This is a genomic window from Microvirga subterranea, from assembly GCF_003350535.1.
Classification (GTDB): Bacteria; Pseudomonadota; Alphaproteobacteria; order Rhizobiales; family Beijerinckiaceae; genus Microvirga; species Microvirga subterranea.
Window position 1 is genome coordinate 135,898 of sequence record NZ_QQBB01000005.1, and the last position, 22,253, is coordinate 158,150.

The following is a 22,253-nucleotide window of genomic DNA, read 5'->3' on the forward strand; positions in this document are numbered from 1 at the left end:
TTGAGGCCGTACGAGCCGGAAAGACATTACGCGGCAGGTAATGATCCGTTCTGAGCGGAAGGGTGAACCTCTTCTGCTGCCGCCAGGGTGCCACGAGCGGCCGAGCCCTCGCTCGCACCTGCGCGGAGCCGGGCCTCGGCTTCGACGGCCGCCTCGGCCACGGTATCCCAGAACGACGTGTGCCAGGCCCGGATCTCTTCGATCATCCGCGGTGACAGAGCGACGAGGTGGCGCCGACGGTCCTGGCGCAGGAGGCCTTGCGCCTGGGCCTGGTTGATCACGTTGCGAACATGCGAATGGGAGACGCCGAGATGGTCGGCGAGGTCGCGGCTGTCGAGGGTGAACAAGACCTCTGCGGGGTCATGCGCGGATTGGCTCTTCGCATAGTGCTCCCGCAGGAGCAGAAGCGCGATGCGATCGCCGCAATCGAAATGGTCGAACCACGTCCAGGCTGCCCCGCCGGGCAGGGGCGTCCGGACGCGCTCCACCAGCCGCCGGGTCCTGGCCATGAAGGCCCCGAAGCGCCCGAAGTCCGCCAGCAGCGCATCCGCATGGCCGGCCGGCACGGTGCCGAGGATTTCGCAGCAGCGGACGTGATGAAGGATCCATGTCCGGACGCCGACGATCAGAGTCTCGGTCGGGACGAGGTACTGGTTGCGCCGATCCCTGGGATCGGGTTCGACCCGGACGAAGCCTGCCATCCGCAGCAAGGCGAAGAAGGCTGCCAGCGTCCGGGAACGGCCCATCTGGGCCTGGATCAGCGCCAGCGTCGGCCTGCGCCCGAGCCCCTCCAGGGCCTCGAAATGCATCACGATGGCAAGACCGGCCGCGTGAGACTGGGTGGCCCGGCCGAAGATCTTGTTGATCAACTTCTCGCCCCAGAGCAGCCGCAGGATGCCATCTGCGCAGAGGCGGATCGCGGCCTCGTATCGTGCATCGGGTCCATGCTCGTTCAGGCGTTCCGTCTCAGGCTCCATCGGACCCGCTCCATGCCCGCTTCGACCGATCCAGGCGGCCGCGCGACCGGCTGACCCCTGCAAAGTTTGGACTTTTCTCCTAAAGAGGTACCTCTTCAAATGGGGAGGGTTCAAGCGGCATTGAGCATCAGGCGCCGCTTTCCCGTCCGGGCATCGGCCCTTTCAGTCATTTGCTGGAGACGTCCCATCATGTGCGAACAATGCTCCGCTCAGTCCCCGTCGCGGCTCTCCAGGAGAGGGCTGCTCTTCGCCGGCGCCGGTGCCGCCCTGGCATCCGGCCTAGGGGTTGCGGCCACCCCCGCCTTCGCGCAGAACGCGCCCCAGAACGCCATCAGCGGCGAGGCCGCCCTGAAGCGGATCATGGACGGGAATGCGCGCTACGTGGCGAACACCCCGGACCAGAAGGATTTCTCGGCGGGCCGCGCGGCGCGCGCCCAGTCCCAGCATCCGATCGCCGCGATCGTGAGCTGCGCCGATTCCCGCGTCGCGCCCGAATTCGCCTTCGACCAGGGGCCGGGCGACCTCTTCGTGGTCCGGGTCGCAGGCAATTTCGTCAATGACGACGGCTTGGCCAGCCTCGAATTCGGAACGCAGTTCCTCGGCGCGCCTCTGATCATGGTACTGGGGCACACCAGCTGCGGCGCGATTGCGGCCGCAATCCGCGTGGTCAACGAAGGCCTGCAGCTTCCGGGGCACCTGCCCGAGATGATCGGCGCCATCAAGCCGGCCGTCGAGGGAGCCAAGAAGGAGAATGCCGGCGACCTTCTGGCCGCAGCCACCGTCGCCAACGTGCGGCTCAATGTGGAGCGCCTGAAGAAGGCGAGCCCGATCCTGAGCAGCCGCGTCGCCGAGAACAAGCTTCACGTCGTGGGCGGCGTCTACAATCTGGCGACCGGCAAGATCGATCTCGTCTGACAGAATCCTCCCGTCACGTCAGTCGAAGGAGCGGCCGCCCTGCAAGGGGCGGCCGCTTTGCTTTCCCGGAGCGCTGCGGCCGGAATTCATTCCGCTCCCAACGTTCGCCTGACGAAAACAGCGGATTGGAACGTTCCAGGCGGTGGCGTCCTTCAAACAGGACCAAATGCCCTGTCTCGGTGATCAGCACAGTTAAGACTGCTCCAAAAGGGCTAAATTTCCCATTTTCTAGGCAGCAAAGCCTGCCGGCGGATACCTACAAATAGCGCTAGCAAGTTTTGAGGTAAATCAAATAAAAATTACATACAATTTTAAATAACTAAGTAGTGAAGAGTAAAAGAAAAGTATCCTAAGAATGGCTGGAAGCCGCCATTCCTTCGATGCCTTGGCAATATGGGGTGCGACATGGACGTGCGCGCCACGAGAACTGATGAGATGACTTTCCTCCCCGATGAAAATTCTGGCTCGGACAGTCAAGACGCCGCGAAGGAGCTCCGATGAGCTGAGGTCCGAACACCACAAGAATACATCAACCCACCACTATTCTCCGCAGTCGACGGACCTCTCATGAAGGGGTCCCACCTTCAAGCAGATAAAGCTCAGGTCTTTTCGATAGATCTGTGGGAGGACAACTATGGCCATTACTCTCGACAACGCCCAGACGACGATCACCGGCGATCTCACGATCGACGAAGACGGCGGCCTTGCACCGCCTTTGAATACCGGGGTCAGCGGCGATGGAAGCTCAGGCACCGACGGCGACGATGATGTTTTGGCTCCCAATACTGATTTCCAGACTTACCTTGCATCGCTGAGCGTCGTTCCTGCTTCGTCGGAATTCCCGCAATATGCACGCGATGCGATCACGGGCTTCAAGACCAATGCGACCGAGTTCTCGCTCACTCTCGCGAACGGGGCGCCTTATCCGGCTGACGGTATCGACAGCGGGCTGACGACTCTTACCGGGCAATCGATCATCCTGTTCGGCGACGCGGGCGGCGACGCCGTGATCGGTCGCGTCGGAGGAGCTAACGGCCCCATCGCTTTCGTGATCTATCTCGATGAGACCCCCGATACCGGGGTCATCACATCGGCGACACTCGAGATCGCCATGTACATGCCCGTCCAGCATCCGAAGGAGGGGCTGATCGACGGCAGCGACGTGGTGGATCTCTCCGGCAAGGTCTATCTGACCGAAACCTATCCGGTCGTGGTCATCGACACGTTCAACAATCTGGAGGACGTGACGCCCGGCAACAACACCTGGGCTCTGGTGGCGCCGGACGGCTTCGTCGAAGGCCCTGATCCTGTCGACATCGCGCCACGTGCCCTCTTGGTCACGGCCGATAACGGCCTGACCGTCAATGTCAGCACGCAGGGTTTCGCCGTTGGGAACCAGTCGATCGATCCTGTCTCGCCCGGCGGAAATCCGGTTAACGAACTCCTTCGCGTGGATTTCGTCACCAGCGCGGATGTGGACTACCAGCCGAACGAGGCGAACACCGCCGCCAACATCGCCTATGACAAGCACCAGGAGGACGTCTATACGGCGGGCTTCACGCTGTCGCAGGTGCAGGGCGGGCCGGTCGATCTCACGGTCGCGGCCTATAACGTCACCAACGACGCGAAGGGCACGACCTTCCTGTCCGAAGCGAATGCGGATTCCAACCAGCAGTCCAGGACCATCACCTTCGTGGAGATCAAGGACACCCTAACGAACCAGGTAGTAGAAGTCTGGCAGGTGATCGGCGGCGTGCCGACGAACACCACCAACCTCTCCGGGGCCAGCGTTCTGTTCAACCCTGACGGATCGGTCACCCTGAAGGACATGCTGGTCAACTATGCGGTCACCTTCAAGACAGCCGGCACTGCAGGCACGAACTTCGACCGGTTCACGATCGACAACATCGAAACAGGCAACGGCAAGTTCGACGTCAAGAATATCTTCTACGTCAATGAGCGGACGGAGATCACCAGCAAGACGGCCGAACTCGGCTCGCACATCGACTTCCAGGATGACGGCCCGCAAATTCTGTCAGGGACGAGCGACGCCGCGCTCGGTGTCGACGATACGACCCTCAATGTCGACGCGAAGGACGACTTCAGCGGCTTGTTCTCGGTCGATTTCGGCTCGGACGGACCCGGAACCATCAAGGAATACTCGCTGTCGGTGACCGCCTCGCAGACCAACCTGGAGGCCAAGCTCACGAAGGATGGCGCGGTCGAGACGATCTATCTGTTCGAAAAGGACGGCACGATCGAAGGCCGTGTCGGGGGCGCCGCTGGCACCGTCGCCTTCGTCCTCAGCGTCGACTCCGCGACCGGGGAGGTCACACTCGACCAGAAGATCGCGCTCTATCACAATCCTAGCGTCGACGCAGACGATGTCGAGACGATGACGGCCGGCCTGATCGGCCTGACGCTCAAGGTGACCGACGGCGACAAGGATCCGGTTCAGCGGACCGAGGATATCAGCGGACGTCTGAGCTTTGCTGACGATGGGCCCTCGATTGCCGCGGACGGGTCGGCCACGGCCATCACCCGTGACGAGACGACCGATCTCGGTCAGGAGGCGAAGACGCAACTGGCCTCCTTGTTCGCGCCGGTCTTCGGGAATGACGGCGAGGGCCATGTTTCCTACAAGCTCACTGCGGTGGACTCTCAGGTCAGCACCATCAAGGACACGGCCACCGGCGCCTTCGTGACCATCAAGGTGGTGAGCGATACGGAAGTGCAGGGGGTCGTTAACGACGGTGGGACGGAGAAGGTCGTCTTCTCGTTCAGCATCGATGCCGCGACCGGCGAACTGACCTTCGTTCAGGAGCGCGCGATCGTTCACCCGAACGTGGGTGACGGCAACAATCCGACTTACGGCGACGAGCCGTTGACCCTGCCTGCTGACCTCGTGAAGGTCGAGGCGACGGTCCATGATCGCGACACCGACCATGCGTCGGTCGCGGCGAGCATCTCCGATCTCGTCACGATCAAGGACGACCGTCCGGATGTGGGCGACGCGCAGCAGTGGATCACGGATTTCGTAGCCGACACCTCTCCATCCGTTACCGGTAACGTCGGCGGAACCTGCTTCGGGTCGGACGGCCCGGGCGCGATCAAGATCACCAGCGTGTCGGGCTCCACGAACCTGAGCGAGTTCACCCAGGTGCCGTCCAACGACGGCAACACGGTCACCTTCGAGAAGGGAGGGGAGGCCTGGTTCAAGTTCGAGCTCAACGCGCAGACCGGGCAGTTTGACTTCACGGTGCTGAAGAGCGGGACCGCCACGCTGGAGAACCTGAACTTCAAGATCAAGGCCGGGCCTCCGGTCGAGACCTTGAGCGTCCCCACGGCCTTCAACAACGCGGCGATCAAGTTCGACGGCGTGATCTACAAGGGAACAGGGATCAACAACTTCGACAATTCGACCACCAAGAACGTTGACGACATCAATCCCGACAACCTCGGCTTCGGGATCATGGGCAGCAACCCGAACCAGGCATCCCAGATCAACAACAACGAAGGCTTCGTGGCCGCCATGGGGGAGGACACGGACATCTTCAACTTTCAGGTTCAGGGCATCGGCAACAATGCCAAGAGCGTCCACCTGGAATACTACCTGGTGCAGGATGTGAACGATAACGGCAAGTACGATGTGGGAACCGACCAGATCGTCAAGCAGAGTGCATCCGGGGGAGACGTGATCTCCATCGCCAGCGGCAATGTCGCCACCAAGGTGGAGCTGAACGCGACCTCCGACTTCGACTTGGTGTTCGCCCGGTTCTTCTTCACCAACACCGACCTGCAGAACGGGGCCCTCAGCGGAAACCAGCTGCGCCAGGCGATCGACAATGCGGGCGTCCGCCTCCAGAACTTCCAGATCAAGACCGCCGACACGATCCCAGAATACGATTTCAGCTTCGGGATCACCAAGACCGACAAGGAGGGCGACTACGACACGACCACCGTCGCGATCCATGTCGATCCGGACTACGCGCAGGGTACCGCACTCGGGCCGAATGCGGTGCCGGTGATCTGACAGGCAGCTTCAGGCAGCAAGAAGGCGGGGAGAGATCCCCGCCTTTTCTCGTTCCTATCGTAACGGTATGGACCGTCAGTGATACGGGTCCGCCGCGTCGCGCAGGCCGTCGCCCATGAAGTTGAAGGCGAGCACCACCACGATCACCGGAACGATCGGGAACAGGAGCCAGGGATGGAGCTGGACGGCGGCGAGGTTCTGGGCCTCGTTGAGCAGCACGCCCCAGCTCGTCACCGGCGGCCGCAGGCCCAGTCCCAGGAAGGAGAGGGCGGTCTCGCCCAGGATCATCGACGGGATCGAGAGGGTTGCCGACGCGATCAGGTGGCTCATGAAGTTGGGGATCAGGTGGCGGGCGATGATGCGCTGCTTCGAGGCGCCCATCAGCTCCGCGGCCTTCACGAAGTCCTCCTCGCGCAGCGCGAGGAGCTTCGAGCGGACGGCGCGCGCCAGTCCCGGCCAGTCGAGAAGCCCGAGGATGATGGTGATGCCGAAGAAGACCAGGATCGGGCTCCAGTTCGCCGGCAGGGCCGCCGAGAGGGCGAGCCACAGGGGCAGCTCCGGCAGGGACCGCAGGATCTCGATCATCCGCTGGATGACGTGATCCACCCAGCCGCCGAGATAGCCCGCGAGGCCGCCGAAGAAGAGACCGAGCGCGAAGGAGACCGCGATGCCCACGACGCCGATCGTCAGCGAGATCCGGGCCCCGTAGATGATCCGCGACAGCAGATCGCGTCCGAGCCGGTCGGTGCCGAGAAGGAACATGGTCCCGTTCTCGGGCGGGCAGACCAGGTGGACGTTCGCATTCACGAGCCCCCAGAACTTGTACGCATCGCCCCGGCAGAAGAAGCGGATCGGCTGCGGGCTCGTCCGGTCGACCGTGTAGACCCGACGGAAGTTTTCAAGGTCGAAGCTCTGCGAATAGGAATACACGAAGGGCCCGACGAAGCGGCCCTCGTGCGTCAGGTGCAGGCTCTGCGGCGGCGCATAGATGAAGTCGCCGTTTCGCTTCGTCTGGTTGTAGGGCGCGATGACCTCGACGAAGGGCACGATCAGGTAGAAGACGAGCAGGATGAAGGCGGCCGCCACCGCCACCTTGTGGCGGCGGAACTTCCACCACATCAGCCGCCAGGACGATGCGCGGTAGAAGCTCTCGTTCTCGGCGCCGACGGGCTCCGTCGCCCCCGGATCGAACGGAGTCGGGTCGACGTAGTGGCGCTTGGTCGGAAGAGCGGTGTTCATCGTCCGCCTCCCATGCGGATGCGGGGATCGAGCATGGCGAGGAGCAGATCGGAGATCAACATGCCGATCACGGTGAGGACCGCCACGAACATGAGGATGAAGCCGGCCAGGAACTGGTCCTGGCTCTTGAGGGCGCTGAGCAGGATCGGCCCGACCGTCGGCAGGCTCAGCACGAGCGAGACCAGGACCGAGCCCGAGATGAGGTGCGGCAGCAGGTTGCCGATATCGGCAATGAACGGGTTGAGCGACATGCGGAACGGGTACTTCAGCAGCGCCTTGTTCGGCCCCAGCCCCTTCGCTTTCGCGGTCACGTAGTACTGCTTGCCGAGCTCGTCGAGCAGGTTGGCGCGCATGCGCCGGATCATGGCGGCGGTGCCGGACAGCCCGATCACCAGGGTCGGGACGATCAGGTGCGACAGGAGGGACTTGATCTTGTCCCAGGTCCACGGCTCGCCCGCATATTGCGCGTCGTAGAGGCCGCCGATCGAGACCCCGAACCAGCGGTTCATGTAGTAGAGCAGGATCAGGGCCAGCAGGAAGCTCGGCGTGGCAAGCCCGATATAGCCGATGAAGGTCGCGATGTAGTCGCCCACCGAGTATTGCCGCGTCGCCGAGTAGATCGCGATCGGGATCGACACGACGTGGATGAAGATCACCACCGCGAGATTGACGAGGAGCGTCAGCCACAGGGCGTCGCCCACCACCTCGACCACGGGCTTGTCGAACTCGAAGGACCAGCCCCAGTCACCCTGCAGCAGGCCGGAATAGCCGTTGGGGCCCGGCATCACGCCGATCCAGACCAGGTATTGTTCCCATGCCGGCCGGTCGAGGCCGTACTGCTTGATGAGGAACTCGGCCTTGGCGATGGAGGCGGACTCGCCCTGAGCCCTGAGCTCGGCGATCTGGTTGCTCAGGAAGTCGCCCGGCGGCAGCTTGATGATGAAGAACACCAGCGCCGAGATGATCAGCAATGTCACGACCATCGTGACCAGGCGACGCAACAGGAAACGGATCATCGACGGGCCTCTTTGCCGGCAGCCTTGTTCCAGTAGATCTCATCGGCGCGGTAGATGCCGATCATGGCGGTGGGCTCCCAGCTGTAAAGCGCCTTCTCCGGCAGCCCCATGAGCCCGTTGCGCATCACGATCGGCTGCAGGGCGCCCGCGACCGTGCCGATCACCCATTGGTTCTCGGCATGATTGCGCAGCATCTCGCGCCAGACGTCAGCCTGCACCGTGCGATTGCCCGTGTTCATCCAGGTGTCGTAGAGCTCGAGCAGCCGCTTGGCCTCGGGCATGTCCACGGCCTCGCCGTTCTTGCCCTTGGTCTCCACGTATTGCCCCCATTTCGGCCATGAATAGTTGTCCTGGCGCATGGGCGCGAACTCGGTCGGCGGCATGAGGGCGGTCGGGATGGCGTTGTCGAAGCCCTGGGCTGCGACCATCACGGTCAGCCCCGCGAAGGAGCGGTTGCGCAGCACCGTCCGGTCCTGCGGCTTGACGAAGAGGCGGACGCCAATCTCACGCCAGAACTCGCCGATCAGCGTCAGCCCGTCAACCACGAGGCTGCTCTCCCCGTCAGTCTCCACGATGATCTCGAGCTCGCGCCCGTCGGGCAGGAGGCGGATGCCGGCGCCGTTGCGCTGGGTGAGGCCGATCTCGTCAAGGAGGCGGGAGGCCTCGTCCGGATCGTACGTCGCGTTCAGGGTGCGCAGTTCGGGCGAGAAGAGCGGGCTTTCGGCCACGACCGTGTTGTTGCCTTCCGTGCCGAGACCGAACAGGAGCGCGTTGTTCAGCGTCCGTCGGTCGATGCCGAGCGAGAGCGCCTTGCGGAAGCGCAGGTCCCGGTTGAGCTTGCGCCAGACCGGATCGGTGGCGTTGAGGTTCGGATAGAGGGCGAGCTCCGTCCCGCGGGCATAGGGCCAGAGCAGGGTGTGGTAGCCCTTGGCCTTCTCGCCCTCCTTCAGGATCGGCACGTCGCTCATGGAGAGGCCGCGGAAGAGCATGTCGATCTCGCCCGCATTGGCCTTGGCGGCAAAGAGGCCGCTCGCCGAAACGTCCATGATCATCCGGTCCACGTAGGGAAGCTGCTGCCCCCGGTTGTCGACCCGGTGGTAGTAGGGATTGCGCTCGAACACGAAGCGAGTCGCCGGAGCCGTGTTGGTGATCCGCCACGGCATGAGGGTCGGCAGGTCGGGGTTCGTCTGCTCCTTCATGTCGTCGAGCCGGTTGTGAAGGGCGGCCCAGGACTTCAGCTTCGCCTTCTTGGCCTTTTCCTCCAGCGCGGCCTTGTCGGCGTATTTGGCATGGAAGCGTTTGAGATAGGCAGAGGCGCGGTAGATGCCGGGATCGAGCGGGCCTGCGAGCTGCGGCAGGAAGCGCGGGTTCGGCTTATCCCAGGTGTAGCGCACCGTCCGCTCGTCGATGACCTCGAAGCGCGGGAGCTTGCCGTCCACCATCATGAATTCGGGCGGGCCCGCCGGCGAGAGGTCGGGGTCCTGCGCCACGTCCTCCCAGTAATAGCGGAAGTCCTCCGACGTGAAGGGCGTGCCGTCCGACCAGCAATGGCCGGCCCGGAGCGTGAAGGTGAAGACGCGGTCGTCCTCGTTCTCGAACCTCTCCAGCAGGTCCGGTTGGAGCTGGAGGCTGCGGTCGTAGCCGATGAGCCGCGTATAGGCATAGGTCGAGATGTAGCGGATGTCGCGGGGACGGGACACGAGGGTGACGATGTCGCCCCCGTACTGGCCGCCCTTCGGGTTCACCACGATGGGGGGCTGCGGAAGCCGTTCGGCCAGCGGCGGCAGCTCCTTCTTGGCGACCTTCTCGGCGAAGAGAGGCGGCTCCACGTAGGTCTGTGCGAAGGCCGGCAGGGCCAGAAACCCGAACGCGGCCGCGAGATGAAGCGTTTTCGTCCGCATGCTCGTGAACATCATGCAGCCTCCCGGGCCTTGTGGGCCCCCATACGAACCTTGTGCCCCGGCTCGACCTCCTTCATCACCCCGGCCTCGCCCTCGACGAGGCGATAGGGCTCCGGCCAGTCGGCCGGATTGGAGAAGCGGCCGGCCCGCAGCTTGTCGAAATCGAGCGGCCGGTCGATGTCCGGATCCGGCACGGCTGCGAGCAGCGCCTGCGTGTAGGGATGCATCGGGTTGCGGAACAGGGAGGTCTTGGGCGCCTCCTCGACGATGTAGCCGCGGCACATGACGGCGATGGTGTCGGCGATGTAGTCGACCACCGCGAGGTTGTGCGACACGAACAGGTAGGACAGCCCGAGAACGTCTTGGAGATCCTTCAGCAGGTTCAGGATCTGCGCCTGCACCGACACGTCGAGCGCGGAGACCGGCTCGTCGCAGAGCAGCACGCGTGGCTCGAGGGCGAGCGCCCGCGCGATGCCGAGCCGCTGGCGCTGGCCGCCGGAGAAGGAATGCGGATAGCGCCTCAAGGAGCGCTTATCGAGCCCGACCATGTCGAGGAGCTGCTTGGCCCGCTCGTAGCGCTCGTCGGGCGTGCCGATGTCGTGGATGCGCAGGGGCTCCGTCAGAAGCTCGTAGACCGTCATGCGCGGATTGAGCGACGAGAACGGGTCCTGGAAGATGAACTGAACCGTGCGCCGGTAGTCGGTGAGGGCGCTGCCCTCCAGGCCGAACACGTCGCGGGGCCCGCTGCCGTCGTCGAACAGCACGCGGCCCGAATCCGGCGCCATGGCGCGCATGATCATCTTGGACACGGTGGTCTTGCCGCAGCCGGATTCGCCGACGAGGCCCAGGGTCTTGCCGGCTGGCAGCGTCAGGTTCACGTCGTTGACGGCCCGGATCGTGCGCGTCTTGCCGGAGAACCAGCCGGACCGGAGCGTGAAGCATTTGCGCAGGCCCTCGGCCTTCAGGATCGGCCCTTGCGGCTGCGGCCGCTTGGGCGCGTCCGTATTGGCCAGGATCGCGCTCTTCACGTCGCGGATCGGGGTCAGCCGCTCGTCCTCCCCCATGGCGAAGCGCGGAACGGCCCGGATGAGCGCCTTGAGGTAGGGGTGTTGGGCATTGCGGAAGATCTCCTCCCGCGAGCCCGCCTCCATGACGCGGCCGCGATACATGACCACCACCTCGTCGGCCACATTCGCCACCACGCCGAGATCGTGCGTGATGAGCAGGACCGACATGCCGGTCTCAGCCTGCAACTCCTTGATCAGGTCGAGGATCTGGGCCTGTGTCGTGACGTCGAGGGCGGTGGTCGGCTCGTCCGCGATGAGCAGGGCGGGGCGGGTGATCAGCGCCATGGCGATCATGGCGCGCTGGCGCAGGCCGCCGGATAGCTCGAACGGATAGGTGCGCAGGGCACGCTTGGGGTCCGGGAAGCCGACGCGGGCCAGAACCTCCATGGTGCGCTTGTCCGCCTCGGCCTGGCCGACATGGGCATGGATGATGAGCGCCTCGGAAATCTGGTCGCCGATGGTGTGGAGCGGCGACAGGGACGTCATCGGCTCCTGGAAGATCATCGCGATGCGCCCGCCGCGCAGGGCGTGCATGGCGTCGCTTTCGGGCCGCAGCTCCGCGATGTCCGCGGTTTTTCCGGTCGCCGGATCGTTGAAGACGATCGAACCGCCGGAAATGCGCGCCTTCTTCGATAGAATCTGGAGGATTGCCTGGGCCGTCACCGACTTGCCCGAGCCGGACTCGCCCACGAGAGCGACGGTCTTCCCTTTCGGAATGTCGAAGGTGAGCCCGTCGACCGCCCGGAAATCGCCGGAATCGGCTTTGAAGTCGACCGTCAGCTGCCTGACCGACAGGAGGGGTGTTTCCATGGGCTCCTCCAGAAGCGGTTTCGAGCATAACGCTTCACAGCTCGACCGCGATCCTGCTTTCGTTACGAAATAACCGATTTATCCGCAACAGGCGGATGCCCCGGCCGGCCAGATAGTCGATCAGGCTCTCGAGGAAGAACCATATCGCCTCGTCGTGGACCTTGTGATGAGTCAAAATTCCGATCGGCTCTTCGGGATCCGCAACTCCTGCGATACGCCTGTCGATGGCGGCAGCCAGCGCCGCCACAACCCGACCCGATTCGACCAGGCTGCGCGTTCCGCGCCAGTCGATCGGGTCGATGTGGGTGTTGATCTGGAGCAGGTCCTTGACGGGCGCATGACGGTCCCGGTCCCGGAAGGTCGAGAGGGCCGCGTAGCCACACTCCGGCAGGAGCCGCACCAGATCCGGCGAGATCCGGTTCCAGGGCGGCACGAAGACCGGGAGCAGCCTCGGGCCGAGGGCGGTCCGGGTGGCGCTCAGCGCATCCTCCGCCTCCTGCACCATCGCCGCAATCGGACGGCGGCTGCCGAACTCCGCCTTCTTTTCTCCTTGGGGCGCATGGTTGGCGTGGCGCCAGCCATGGACCAGGGAATAGGCCAGTTGCTCGTCCCGCAGCAGGGCGGCGAGCGAGGGCTCGATCAGCGCCGGAACGGCCGCGAGCCCGATCCCGGCTTCGTAGCGCCGGCTCAGGCCGAGCAGACGTTCCAGATCCGCCGTCCGGGCTACGGCGTCGTCGTCCCGCCACCAGAACCCGGGGTGGCAGCCGGCTTGGTCGGCGCGGTCCAAGGCCTCCCCGACCGGCGACCAATCGATGGGCCGGTGGAGGGCGGGCCGCGCGAGCGTCATCTCCTCGGCGATGGCGACGCTACGGTCGGCACCGCCGAGGGACGGCCCTTCGATGCCGGCCACAGTGCGGGCGAGAGCCTCCCGGATGGCATCCGCCAGGCGTTCGGCCGTGAGATCCGCCTCGGGCACGATCTTGGCGAGGCCGAGGGCCTGCAGGCGCTCCGCGCGCAAACGTTGCTCCGTCTCGTGGCCGGCCTCGAACGGCACGAGCACCGGCGCAGCGCCCGAGCGCAGGAGATCGACCACGGTGTTGTAGCCGGCTTGGCTGACGGAAACCTCCGCCTGCGCCAGCAGCGCGCGGAAATCGGGGCGGGCCCGCTCCACTGTCGCGTGGGGCGGCGCACCGTCCCGGATCGCGCGGAAATCCGCTTCCGCCACGCCCCGTCCGACCAGGATGCGCCAGGGGTGCTCCGGCAATGCGCGGGCTGCCGCAATGGCAGCGCGGTAGAGCGGCAGGCTCGCGGCGCTCGATCCGCCCGAGACGACGATGCCGCGACGCTCCCCCACGGGAACGGGAGCGTCGTTCTCGTCCACATAGCCGGTATAGCGCAGGAAGGGCCGCAGCGTTTCGTCGACGGGCCAGGAGGCGTCGAGCGGCACGAAGTGCGGATCGGCATGGACGAGGACACCGTCGTAGAACCGCTCGATCCGCCGATGGGCTTCCGCGACGCGCCCTTCCTTCGAGGGCGCGACCAGGATGTCCCGGACCGACGAGAGGATGCGCGGGCGAGGCTCCATGCGGTGAGCCGTCTCGAGGACGGCCGTGAACTCGTCGGCGAGAACACGGCGTCCGAACGGGAAGAGTTCGGTGATGACGAGATCGGGGCGCAGGGCTTCCATGGTCTCGACGAGGATCGCGCGTCGTATGGCGAGGCGCGCGGGGTCGATGGGTTCGCCGGTTTCGTCGAGAAGCGTCCTGAAGTCCGTGCCGGCGGTTCGCACCGGAGGCAGCTGCACGAAGGCCGCGTCGTCGAAATCCGCCAAGGCCACGGGACTTCCGCCGGACACGAGCGTCGTCTCGTGGCCCCGGCGCGCGAAGGCGCGGGCGAGCGCCGCCGCGCGGGTCAGATGCCCGGCGCCGAGGAGATGGGTGACGATGATCAGAACGCGCAAACCTATGCTCCGATGTCGCCCACGAGAGCGTGGAGCGCAGTGTGCAGCCGCGCGGCGGCCTGGTCGAGCCCTCTCTCCTGCATGACGAACCGGCGCGCGGCAGCCCCGTAGCGTTGGCGCCGGTCGTCCTCGACCAGCAGCGTCGCGATGGCCCGTGCGAAGGCATCCGCATCGCCGGGCGGCGTGAGAAGGCCCGTCGCGCCGTCCTCCACCACGCTGGCGACGCCTCCGAAGGCACCCGCCACCACCGGGCAGCCGAAGAGCTGCGCCTCGAGCAGGACCATGCCGTAGGCTTCGTTGACTGCCGGCCATACGAACAGGTCCGCTGCCTCGTAGAGGCCGCGCAGGACGGCCTTGCTTTCGACCTGGCCGTGAAACCGCACCCGCCCGTCGAAGGGCGCGAAGAGACGCGAGACCTCGCCGCGTGCCTCCCCGTCGCCGATGATATCGAGCGTCCAGGGTTGCCGAAGGCCCGCGAGGGATGCGGCGAGTATCCGGTAGGAAGCGAGCTTGTCGCCCTCCCGCATCATGGCGACCGTGAGAAGGCGCGGCCCGAGGGCAGGGCTCCTGCTTGCAGGAGAAGCCGCCGGCCATTCGTCGACGTCGAGGAAGGGCGGCAGGTCGATCAGGCGCTGGCGTGCGGGCCTTCGCGCCTCCAGCGCGTCCCGGTCGTGCGCCGTCATGACGAAGATCGCATCCGCCCGGTCGAGCGCGGCTTCCGCGCCTTCATGACCGATCGCCCACGGGCCGTCCGCACGCTTCGCGGCGCGCGACCCTTCCGCGATCACGTAACGAATGCCCAAAGCGTCGGCCACGCGCGGACCGATCCAGTCCGGCGCCTTGTAGTACACATGATAGGTGAACCATGCGCAGGGCCGGCGAGCCTCGGGCAGGGCGCGGTACTGCGCGATCAGGCGATCGGCCGTCGTGAGGGATTCCTGCCGGAGCCGCTCCTGCGCCACCGGCTCGCCGGCCTTGTCCAGGGTGCGCAGGTCGCTTTCGAGGCGGGGCTGGAAGCCGCCGCGTTCCAGGGCCTTCATGAGGAGCCGCGCCATGGTGCGGTCGCCGGACGGGGAGGGGTGATCCGGGCTCTTCAGGGGAGCATAGAACGCAACGGGTCTCGGCGGGTTCACGCGGGCACCGGATCCTTCGAGCCGTTCTCGACGAGCGCCCTGAAGCGGTGCTCCAGGTCGTCGATTCCGCCCTCCATGGAGAAATCGTGCCGCAGCCGCTCGTAGGCAGCGTCTCCCATGGCCTTGCGGCGCTCGGGCTCGCGGGCCAGGAGATTGAGGGCGTTCGACAGCGCCTCCCAGTCGCCCGGCGGCACGAGCTGCCCTTCGGTGCCGTCGCGGATGAATTCCGGGATGCCCGCGAAGTCGGTCGCCAGGATCGCGAGCTTCTGGCTCGCCGCCTCCATGATGACGTTCGGCAGGCCGTCCCGGTCGCCGGAGGCGGCCTTCTTGGACGGTAGGGCGAAGAGGTCAGCCTGCTGCAGCAGCGCCACCACGTCCGGCTGCGCCTTGGGGCCGAGGAACGCGACCCTGTCGGCGATCCCGTTCTGCTGCGCCTTCGCCTTCAGGCTGTTGAGCAGGTCGCCGCCGCCCACATGGGCGAAGCGCCAGTGCAGGTCTGGGGGCAGGGCGGCGAGCGCCTGGATCAGGTCGTCGAAGCCCTTCTTCGATACGGCCCTTCCGACGGAGACCATGCGCACCGGATCGGCCGGATCCGAGCCGTCCCGCGGCGGACGAGCCTCGGGCGGCGCGGGAAAGCGCGAGAGGTCGAGCCCATGATAGACGAGCGAGACGTGGTCCGGCGTCGGGCTTAAAGAGCGCAGGTTCTCGGCCCCGTGCGCCGTGCAGGTCACGCCCCAGCGGGCCTCGGCGAGCTTCTCGCGCTTCTCCCAGTCCGGCGTGGTCCAGATGTCCTTGGCGTGGGCCGAGAAGGTCCAGGACCGGCCGGTCAGGAGGGCCGCATAGCGCACGACGGAGGCGGGCGTGTGCAGGTAATGGACGTGCAGATGCCCGATCTCGGCGGGCAGTTCGCGCGCCATCACGAAGGCCTGTCCCAGCCGGCGGACCCGGTTGGCGGTGAAATCGCGCTTCAGGTCGCGCCAGAAGGTCTGCATCAGCCTCCCGAAACCCTTCTGCCGCATGCTCCAAAGTGCGCCGCGCAGGACGCGGATCGGCTCCTCGTAGAGATATTCCGGCAGATAGGTGACCCGTGCCTTGATCTTCCGGTTCATGGGATGCACGGCCCGTTCCGTCGGGTGCCGCAGCGACCAGATCTCGAGCGGAATGCCGCGCTCCTCGAGGGCGAGGATCTCCTGGGCGATGAAGGTTTCGGACAGGCGCGGGTAACCTTTGACGGCGACGGCGATCCGTCGGGCAGCAGGCGAAGGAAGCATCCTGATCGTTACTCGGCCGCCTGGTGAAAGGCGGCAAAAGCGGTGGCGTTGTCGGTCAGAGCCTTAAGCCGCTCCTGCACCCGGTCAAGCCCGTCGAGCAGGCCGGGGATCACCACCTCCGAGGGGCGCGGTTGCGAGGACAGCCCGCGCAGGGCCGCCGCCATGCGCTCGGGCGTGCGCGGCGCCCGGTAGTCGCTCAGCATCCGAACCAGCCCGAGCCGCTCGGCCTCGACGGCGCGGATGTACTGCTCCAGCCGCGGCCGCGTGCGCGGCACGATCAGCGTCCGCTTGTCGAAGGACAGGGCCTCGCAGAAGGTGTTGTAGCCGCCCATGGCCACGATGGCCTCGGCCTTCTGCATCAGGCGCTCGATCTTGGTGTCGAAGGAGAGCACGTCGAGCTTCGGCTGCCGGGCGATGCGCTCCACGAAGGAGCCGCGCTTGTCCCGGTCGATGAAAGGGCCGAACAGGACCAGGGCCGGCATCTCGATGTCCGGATCGGCCTCGTAGGCCGAGATCACCCAGTCGATCAGGTCGTCCCCGTCGCCGCCGCCGCCGGTGGTGACGAGGATGAAGGGCTGCTTGGTGATCTTCGGATAACGGTTGAGCGAGGGCGTCGGCGGCACCTCGCGGCGCAGGTAGCCGGTATAGGTGATCCGCGCCTCGACCTCGGGCGGCAGCCCGAGCGCCGCGAGCGGCTGATAGACGTCGCGCAGGCCGTAGACCCAGATCTCGTCGTAGTAGCGGATCAGGGCGTCCTTCGCGTCCTTGCGCTCCCATTCGGGAACCAGGAGCGCGGGCTCGCCCATCACGTCCCGCACGCCGAGCACGAGGCGGCAGCCCGATCCCTGCAGGTAGTCGAGCGCCGGCAGGACCTCGCCGCGGAAGCCCGTCGGCTCCTTGTCGACGATGAACACGTCCGGCTGGAAGGACTTGGCCGCCTGGAGGATCAGGGACTGGCGCAGCCGCACCGCCTCGTCCAGGCTCACGTTGAGGTTCAGGCAGCGGTAATCGCCGTCGGGGAGCTTGGTGACGCCCGGAATCCGGATATAGTCGACGCCGCTGCCGAACTCGAAGTTGCCGATGACCGGAGAGCCCGAGATGATGACGACCGAGGTGTCCGGTTCCCGGGCCACGATGGCGTTCGCGATCGCCCGCGAACGGCGCAGATGGCCGAGACCGAAGGTGTCATGGCTGTAGATCAGGACACGCGTGCCGGAGCCGCGCCCTGACGAAGCCTTCGTTTGGGTCGATGTCATCTTCACATCCATGACCAGGTCCGCCGGGCGGGCGCCCCTCGGTGGAAAGGGTTTCAAGTTGACGTTAGGACACTACTCTCTACCGTTGCAATAGCCCTCGGCAAAGTACCTATGGCGTAACTGTAAAACGGAAAGGGGTGTCGACCCATGGCCTGGAGATGGTATCCTTCTTCTAATGGATAAGAGCCTCTTCCGTTACATTTGGAAGCACTCGAAGCGCGACCAACTCATTGTCTGCGCTGTCGTTCTTGCGTCCCAGCCGTTCTATTTCATGTCGCTCGACCTGCCTCGCCAGATCGTGAACGAAGCGATTCAGGGTGAGGCGTTCCGCGACGGCAACACGACGGCTCCGTTCCTGAAGCTGGGGATTGATCTCCCGTCGTGGCTGGGCGGCGGGTCGTTCCAGATCTTCGAGGGGTTTCAGCTCAGCCGCGTCGGCCTGCTCTTCGGGCTCTCGACCCTGTTCCTGTTCTTCGTCATCATCAACGGCGGCTTCAAGTACTGGATCAACGTCGCGAAGGGTATCCTCGGGGAACGGATGCTCCGGCGCATGCGCTTCGACCTGTTCACGATGGTGCTGCGCTTCACGCCGGAAGCCCTGCGCACGGTGAAGTCCTCCGAGACCGCGACGATCATCAAGGACGAGGTCGAGCCCATCGGCGGCTTCATCGGCGATGCCTTCATCACGCCGGTCTTCCTCACCATGCAGGCGGCGACCGCCCTGTTCTTCATCATGGTGCAGAACGTCTGGCTCGGCCTTCTGGCCCTTGGTGTGGTAGGGATCCAGATCATCATCATCCCGCGCCTGCGGCGGGAGCTGCTGCGCCTGGGCCGGGAGCGCCAGCTCGCCTCCCGCGAACTCGCCGGCCGCATCGGGGAGGTGCTCGACGGCATCGAGGTGGTGCACGTGCACCATGCCTACAACTGGGAAAGGGCGGAGATCGGCAACCGCCTCTACACGCTCTTCGACATCCGGGTGAAGATCTATAACCGGAAGTTCGTCGTCAAATTCCTCAACAACTTCCTGTCCCAGCTCACGCCGTTCTTCTTCTACGCCATCGGCGGCTATTTCGCCCTGCGCGGAACCCTCGATATCGGCCAGCTCGTGGCCGTGATCAGCGCCTATCGCGAGCTGCCGCCGCCCCTGAAGGAGCTGATCGACTGGGATCAGCAGCGCCTCGACGTCCAGGTGAAGTACGACCAGGTCACGCAGCACTTCGCCGACGAGCGGCTTGCCCCGCTGATCGAGGCCCGCGAAGAGGAGGCTCAGGACGAGCCTCTCGTCGGGGCGCTCGCGGGCGAGGACCTGCGGGTCAGCGATCCGCATGGCGGCATGATTCTGGACAGCGCCTCCTTCGCGCTCGACCTGCCGGCGCGGGTGGCGCTGATCGCCGCGGGCAGCCCCGCCGCGAGCGTCATGGCGCGCATCGTCGCACGGCGGACGCCGGGTTTCGGCGGCGAGATCCGCATCGGCGAGCGCGATCTCATGCGGCTCCCGCCCGGCGTCGTCGGCCGCCGGATCGCCTATGCGGGCATCGATCCGATTCTGTTCCCCGGCACGATCCGCGACAACCTCATCTACGGCCTGCGTTTCAAGCCTCTGGGCAAGACCGAGGAGGGGCGGCGGGAGGCCGAGCGCCGGGTCGCGGAGGCGCTGAGGACCGGCAATCCGGTCGAGAGCATCTCCGACCAATGGATCGACTATGAAAGGGTCGGCGCGAAGGACGCCGATGACCTGGACCGCCTGCTCGTGCACCTGCTCAACCGCATCGGGATGGGCAACGAGATCTATCTGTTCGGCCTCGCGGGCCGGATAGACCCGGACAAGGATCCCGACCTCGCGGAACGCGTCGTCGACGCGCGGCGGGGCCTCTACGACACGTTCCGGTCCAGCGGCATGGCCGACCTCGTCGAGCCCTTCGACGCCGACCGGTACAACGATCAGGCGACCATCGCCGAGAACCTGCTGTTCGGAGTTCCCACCACCGAGGAGTTCATGGGGCGCCGGCTGGCGGAGAACTCCGACTTCCGCAGCGCCCTCGACAAGGCCGGCGTGACCGATGACCTGGTTCACATGGGCCTGCAGATCGCCAAGACCATGACGGAGATCTTCCAGGGCCTGCCGCCGGGACATTCCCTCTTCGAGCAGTTCTCCTTCGTGGGCGCGGAGGAGCTGCCCGAGTTCGAGGCCATCCTGCGTCGCCATCCGCGCCCGAGCGAGGACATGGACCGGGACGACCGTGTCCGTCTCCTCTCCCTGCCGCTGGCCTATGTGGAGGCGCGGCACCGCTTGGGACTCCTCGACGACCGGCTCAAGACGGAGCTGGTGCAGGCCCGCCGCTTCGTGCGCGAGACCCTGGAGAAATCCGAGTTTGCCGGGGTCGACTTCTACGATCCGGAGAGGATCACAGCGGCCGCGCCGCTGCGCGACAACCTCCTGTTCGGCCGCGTCAGCTACCGGGTCGCCAACGCCCGCGTGCGGGTCGCCGAGGCGATCTCGACGGTGGTGCGCGAGATGGGCCTTCTGGAGGACATCCAGCGGATCGGCCTCGACCAGCAGGTCGGCACCGCAGGACGTCTGCTGACGCCGCAGGAGAGGGCGAGCGTCAATCTCGTCCGCTGCCTCGTGAAGCGTCCGGACATCCTGGTCATCGACGGGGCTCTCGCCCCGTTCGACGAGGCGCGCGCCCAACAGATGACTGAGCTTCTCCTCGATCTCCTCGAGGAGCAGAGTCTGTTCATGGTCGTGCCGAACGAGCGGCAGGCAAAAGGCTTCGATGTCCTGATGCGCTTCAAGGACGGACAGGTTACGACAGAAACGACGACAGGCGGCCGGGAGCCCGAGGCCATGGAGCCCGGGCCTGAGGCCGCCCAACCAATTGAAGGAGAGGTGGCATGACTCTTGAGGCCGAGGTGCAGTCCCTGCGACAGGTGCCTATGTTCCGGGACATCGATCCGGCCCGGTTGAAGCTCCTGGCCTTTACCAGCGAGCGGGTGCAGTTTTCGGACGGTCAGCGCTTCTTCTCGCAGGGGGACGCCTCCGACGCCGCCTACGTGATCCTGGACGGCCGGGCGCACGTGCTGCTCAACACCCCGGGCGGCGAGATCACGGTGGCGGAACTCTCGGATAACGCCCTGGTGGGCGAGATGGGCATCCTGTCCGATTCCCCCCGCTCGGCGACAATCATGGCGGCGGAGCCCACCACGGCGCTTCGAATCGACAAGCGGGTCTTCCTCGAGCTTCTCGCCCAGTTCCCCCAGATGTCCCTCGCCGTCATGCGGGAACTCGCGCAGCGCCTGGAGCGCACCAATGCGCAACTTGTCGCGCAGTCATCGTGAAAAATTGGGGAAACCTCCCCGATTTTAAGGAAAATTTGGCGTAATTTCCCGGGGAAAACCTCACCCGGAGGGTTAAAAAAGCGTTTCTTACGGTCAAGCTGACCGATTATGGACACAACTTCCCGTCAACCCTTGTCCCACAATGACACAAGGGAAGGTTCGACCGTCCGGTCGGATCGAGCGGGAAAAAAGTGATGCCGACCAATGCGAGAACGCTGCTCTGCGCAGTGCCGCAACCTGTCGCGGACGTGCGCAAGCACCACAGCCGCCATTCGCTTCGCCTCTTCCTCACCGTTGGTCTGATGCTCGGAGTCCAGGCCGTGAGCGCCGGCCCTGCGGCCGTCGCTACCCTGCCGAGCGCCCTCACGGCGCGTCCCTTCGCGGTGGCGCCCGTCGCCGCCGCGGTGACAGTGCCGGATGTCTTCACGCCCGCCCTGGGCAAGGAACCGGGGCTGTTCCGGTCCATCGTCGAGAGCGCCTTCTCGTTCACCAAGCCGGCCAAGCCGAAGCCCGAGCCCTATCCGGTCGAGGCCGCCGGTGATCCCGACGAGCTCATCCCGTTCAGCGGCCGCAACGTTCCGCGCTGGCTGGTCCATTCCATCCTCAAGGCCGCCCACGTGACCGGTGTTGACCCGGTCTACATGATGACCCTGGCGGATGTGGAATCGAGCCTGTCGCCCGAAGCCAAGGCCTCAACGTCCTCGGCCCAGGGGTTGTTCCAGTTCATCGACAGCACCTGGCTCGAAACCGTCCGGACGCACGCGGCCGATTACGGCTTCGCGGCCGCGGCCGAGGCGATCAAGACCGTCGACGGCGAGGCGGCGGTGGACGCGAAGGACCGCGACTGGATCATGGGCCTGCGCACCGACCCGTACTTCTCCGCCCTCATGGCGGGCGAGCTGATCAAGGACGTGGAGCGCGCGCTTCAGGCGCAAGGGGAGCGCGAGCTCGCCGAGGCCGAGCTCTACATCGCCCACTTCCTCGGCGCGAAGGCCGCCGTGCGCTTCCTCGAGGTTCTGGACCAGGACCCGAACATGAAGGCCGCCAAGCTCTTCCCGAAGGCCGCCAAAGCGAATGCCGGGCTCTTCATGGACGGAAAGGGCCGCAAGCGCCGCCCGGTGACGGTCGCGGAGTTCTACAACAAGATCGATTCCAAGATCGTCCGCCGCCTCGACCGCTACGACGACATCGGACCGTATCTCGCCGAGATCAACACCATGGCGGAGCGGACCATGGAGGCCAACGCCGTCGTGCAGTGACAAGGCGCCGATCCCGAAAGCGTGGGATCGGCCTCTTCAGCCTGATGAGTGCATTTTCAGCGGCGAGGTGGGATCAC

General features: G+C 65.5%; 14 protein-coding genes. 5 read left to right on the forward strand and 9 right to left on the reverse strand.

Annotation, left to right across the window (positions count from 1 at the left end; all coding sequences use genetic code 11):
- Positions 1–26: 26 nt before the first annotated feature.
- Positions 27–977, reverse strand: a complete 951-nt coding sequence (locus DES45_RS13940) for a helix-turn-helix domain-containing protein (RefSeq protein WP_114770635.1) — start codon at positions 975–977, stop codon at positions 27–29.
- Positions 978–1,166: 189 nt separating this feature from the next.
- Here DES45_RS13940 and DES45_RS13945 point away from each other — a divergent pair, with 189 nt between their 5' ends.
- Complete coding sequence (locus tag DES45_RS13945) at positions 1,167–1,892, forward strand: carbonic anhydrase (RefSeq protein ID WP_114770636.1); 726 nt, start codon at positions 1,167–1,169, stop codon at positions 1,890–1,892.
- A 634-nt stretch (positions 1,893–2,526) separates the two neighbouring features.
- A complete protein-coding gene (locus tag DES45_RS13950; protein WP_114770637.1) occupies positions 2,527–5,925 on the forward strand; it encodes a DUF5801 repeats-in-toxin domain-containing protein in 3,399 nt (1,132 codons plus the stop codon).
- A gap of 75 nt (positions 5,926–6,000) precedes the next feature.
- Here DES45_RS13950 and DES45_RS13955 read toward each other — a convergent pair whose 3' ends face one another.
- The 8 genes from DES45_RS13955 to DES45_RS13990 are packed head-to-tail and all read right to left on the reverse strand — an operon-like array spanning position 6,001 to position 17,578.
- Positions 6,001–7,164 carry an ABC transporter permease gene (locus tag DES45_RS13955; protein WP_114770638.1) on the reverse strand — a complete coding sequence of 388 codons (1,164 nt, stop codon included), beginning with the start codon at positions 7,162–7,164 and terminating at the stop codon, positions 6,001–6,003.
- Complete coding sequence (locus tag DES45_RS13960) at positions 7,161–8,180, reverse strand: ABC transporter permease (protein WP_114770639.1); 1,020 nt, start codon at positions 8,178–8,180, stop codon at positions 7,161–7,163. The genes DES45_RS13955 and DES45_RS13960 overlap by 4 nt, the downstream gene beginning before the upstream one ends.
- The gene (locus DES45_RS13965) at positions 8,177–10,096 is read right to left on the reverse strand and encodes an ABC transporter substrate-binding protein (protein WP_245571717.1); all 1,920 of its coding nucleotides are present in this window, start codon (positions 10,094–10,096) and stop codon (positions 8,177–8,179) included. Before DES45_RS13965 ends, DES45_RS13960 begins: the two co-directional genes overlap by 4 nt.
- A complete protein-coding gene (locus tag DES45_RS13970) occupies positions 10,093–11,958 on the reverse strand; it encodes an ABC transporter ATP-binding protein (protein WP_114770641.1) in 1,866 nt (621 codons plus the stop codon). The genes DES45_RS13965 and DES45_RS13970 overlap by 4 nt, the downstream gene beginning before the upstream one ends.
- 34 nt (positions 11,959–11,992) lie before the next feature.
- The gene (locus DES45_RS13975; protein ID WP_210272445.1) at positions 11,993–13,918 is read right to left on the reverse strand and encodes a glycosyltransferase; all 1,926 of its coding nucleotides are present in this window, start codon (positions 13,916–13,918) and stop codon (positions 11,993–11,995) included.
- Positions 13,919–13,920: 2 nt separating this feature from the next.
- Entirely contained in the window at positions 13,921–15,051 is a 1,131-nt protein-coding gene (locus DES45_RS13980) for a glycosyltransferase family 4 protein (protein ID WP_245571718.1), read from the reverse strand.
- Entirely contained in the window at positions 15,048–16,322 is a 1,275-nt protein-coding gene (locus tag DES45_RS13985) for a glycosyltransferase family 4 protein (RefSeq protein WP_114770642.1), read from the reverse strand. Before DES45_RS13985 ends, DES45_RS13980 begins: the two co-directional genes overlap by 4 nt.
- 8 nt (positions 16,323–16,330) lie before the next feature.
- Positions 16,331–17,578: a glycosyltransferase family protein gene (locus tag DES45_RS13990; protein WP_114770903.1), complete on the reverse strand. Its 1,248-nt coding sequence runs from the start codon at positions 17,576–17,578 to the stop codon at positions 16,331–16,333.
- Positions 17,579–17,753: 175 nt separating this feature from the next.
- On the opposite strand from DES45_RS13990, the gene DES45_RS13995 reads away from it, so the two are divergent.
- The 3 genes from DES45_RS13995 (at position 17,754) to DES45_RS14005 (ending at position 22,176) form a co-directional block, all read left to right on the forward strand.
- The gene (locus DES45_RS13995) at positions 17,754–20,477 is read left to right on the forward strand and encodes an ABC transporter ATP-binding protein (RefSeq protein ID WP_114770643.1); all 2,724 of its coding nucleotides are present in this window, start codon (positions 17,754–17,756) and stop codon (positions 20,475–20,477) included.
- The gene (locus DES45_RS14000; RefSeq protein WP_114770644.1) at positions 20,474–20,917 is read left to right on the forward strand and encodes a Crp/Fnr family transcriptional regulator; all 444 of its coding nucleotides are present in this window, start codon (positions 20,474–20,476) and stop codon (positions 20,915–20,917) included. The genes DES45_RS13995 and DES45_RS14000 overlap by 4 nt, the downstream gene beginning before the upstream one ends.
- A 194-nt stretch (positions 20,918–21,111) precedes the next feature.
- On the forward strand, positions 21,112–22,176 hold the full coding sequence (locus DES45_RS14005; RefSeq protein ID WP_114770645.1) for a transglycosylase SLT domain-containing protein: 1,065 nt from the start codon (positions 21,112–21,114) through the stop codon (positions 22,174–22,176).
- Positions 22,177–22,253: the final 77 nt, after the last annotated feature.

Excerpts from the sequence above, each read along its gene's own strand:
- DES45_RS13940 (WP_114770635.1), bottom strand. The coding sequence starts at position 977 with ATGGAGCCTGAGACGGAACGCCTGAACGAGCATGGACCCGATGCACGA.
- DES45_RS13945 (WP_114770636.1), top strand. The coding sequence starts at position 1,167 with ATGTGCGAACAATGCTCCGCTCAGTCCCCGTCGCGGCTCTCCAGGAGA.
- DES45_RS13950 (WP_114770637.1), top strand. The coding sequence starts at position 2,527 with ATGGCCATTACTCTCGACAACGCCCAGACGACGATCACCGGCGATCTC.
- DES45_RS13955 (WP_114770638.1), bottom strand. The coding sequence starts at position 7,164 with ATGAACACCGCTCTTCCGACCAAGCGCCACTACGTCGACCCGACTCCG.
- DES45_RS13960 (WP_114770639.1), bottom strand. The coding sequence starts at position 8,180 with ATGATCCGTTTCCTGTTGCGTCGCCTGGTCACGATGGTCGTGACATTG.
- DES45_RS13965 (WP_245571717.1), bottom strand. The coding sequence starts at position 10,096 with ATGATGTTCACGAGCATGCGGACGAAAACGCTTCATCTCGCGGCCGCG.
- DES45_RS13970 (WP_114770641.1), bottom strand. The coding sequence starts at position 11,958 with ATGGAAACACCCCTCCTGTCGGTCAGGCAGCTGACGGTCGACTTCAAA.
- DES45_RS13985 (WP_114770642.1), bottom strand. The coding sequence starts at position 16,322 with ATGCTTCCTTCGCCTGCTGCCCGACGGATCGCCGTCGCCGTCAAAGGT.
- DES45_RS13990 (WP_114770903.1), bottom strand. The coding sequence starts at position 17,578 with ATGACATCGACCCAAACGAAGGCTTCGTCAGGGCGCGGCTCCGGCACG.
- DES45_RS13995 (WP_114770643.1), top strand. The coding sequence starts at position 17,754 with ATGGATAAGAGCCTCTTCCGTTACATTTGGAAGCACTCGAAGCGCGAC.
- DES45_RS14000 (WP_114770644.1), top strand. The coding sequence starts at position 20,474 with ATGACTCTTGAGGCCGAGGTGCAGTCCCTGCGACAGGTGCCTATGTTC.
- DES45_RS14005 (WP_114770645.1), top strand. The coding sequence starts at position 21,112 with ATGCCGACCAATGCGAGAACGCTGCTCTGCGCAGTGCCGCAACCTGTC.